This is a genomic window from Pseudomonas sp. CK-NBRI-02, assembly GCF_008124495.1.
GTDB lineage: Bacteria > Pseudomonadota > Gammaproteobacteria > Pseudomonadales > Pseudomonadaceae > Aquipseudomonas > Aquipseudomonas guariconensis.
Window position 1 is genome coordinate 1 of record NZ_VSJH01000011.1, and the last position, 1,153, is coordinate 1,153.

A 1,153-nucleotide genomic window follows, 5' to 3' on the forward strand; every position below is an offset into this window, starting at 1 on the left:
GCATGCCAAACATTGAAATAGTCTTGTCCGGAGACTGCTTTGCCAATCCGGGGTGTGGGCGAGCTCAAAGTCAAACTTTGATCTTGCCCAATGTGGCATAGCCGAAAGCAGATCATTGGACTGGCCACGGACAGGAACGTCAAGTGATACCTGGATTAACGCTGGCGCAGCCGTTTGGCATGTTAACAACTTGCCGGCAGGTCATTCGATCGGTGGGCGTGTGGACTCATCTAGCTTCCAGTGCGTGCCTTATCTCTGGGCGAGCAGCATGTATGCACTCTGCTGCCCAAAATAGTTAACGCATATTATTGTTATTGGAGATTCAAGCAATGCTCATCGCTATCAAGGGTTGTGTTCGGGCTTTGTGTAAGTTCTTCGGGCACAAGACAGTAGAAGTAGACAGGCAATTCGAGGGCGAGATAGTCAAGGTTTCGTATATCTGCACACGGTGCTCAAAGCGATTAGATGACTCCTATGAGTACCAGTAGCATCCTACTACCCTCTGATTTGAGTCTAACACACCGTCCCAGTAGCAAATTGCAATCCAATAGACCGGAAATACTGCATTTCCCGCGCTATGAGCATCGATGCCAATATCGAATCCAGCTCGTGAAACGTTTCCGATATGAATACTGAGATTGCCAGTTATAGAGCCTACGTCCCGCTGCTTCGTAGCTTTCACACTTACAGGAAAGCTCTTACAAGTCCTAGAAAACGCTGCGTGTGTCCAAACGGCGCCTGCGGATGAAGTTTCAACCGCAGCACGCCCCCAGAGCAATGTGACGCCACTAGGCAGGATTGTATGCCCGATAGCACTCAGGTTCGCATTATCCAGCCCGCCGCTTTCCTTCTACACCCCGGGCAATTAGATCTTTAAACAGAAATAAATAAACTGCAGGCCGCCCGCATTACCCTCTGCAAAGGATCTACGAGTATATCCAGTAGGGCATCCCGCCCCGACTGACTTACCTTGGCATGGGTAGCTGCCAGTGCCGGAGTAAAATCCACACATTGAACCAGGTGGTAATGATGCCCCACTGATTTTCCACACCCCGGATTGGCAAAGCAGTCTCCGGACAAGACTATTTCAATGTTTGGCATGCCATGTGGTAACTGTCGAGGCTTTTATCGTTAATGAGCCCGATGAGGACTG

The 1,153-nt window shown here is 49.9% G+C and carries 1 protein-coding gene; it reads left to right on the forward strand.

The window, feature by feature from the left end:
- Window positions 1–329 precede the first annotated feature (329 nt).
- Window positions 330–488: a DUF1660 family phage protein gene (locus tag DQ397_RS10480; protein ID WP_148921543.1), complete on the forward strand. Its 159-nt coding sequence runs from the start codon at window positions 330–332 to the stop codon at window positions 486–488.
- Window positions 489–1,153: the final 665 nt, after the last annotated feature.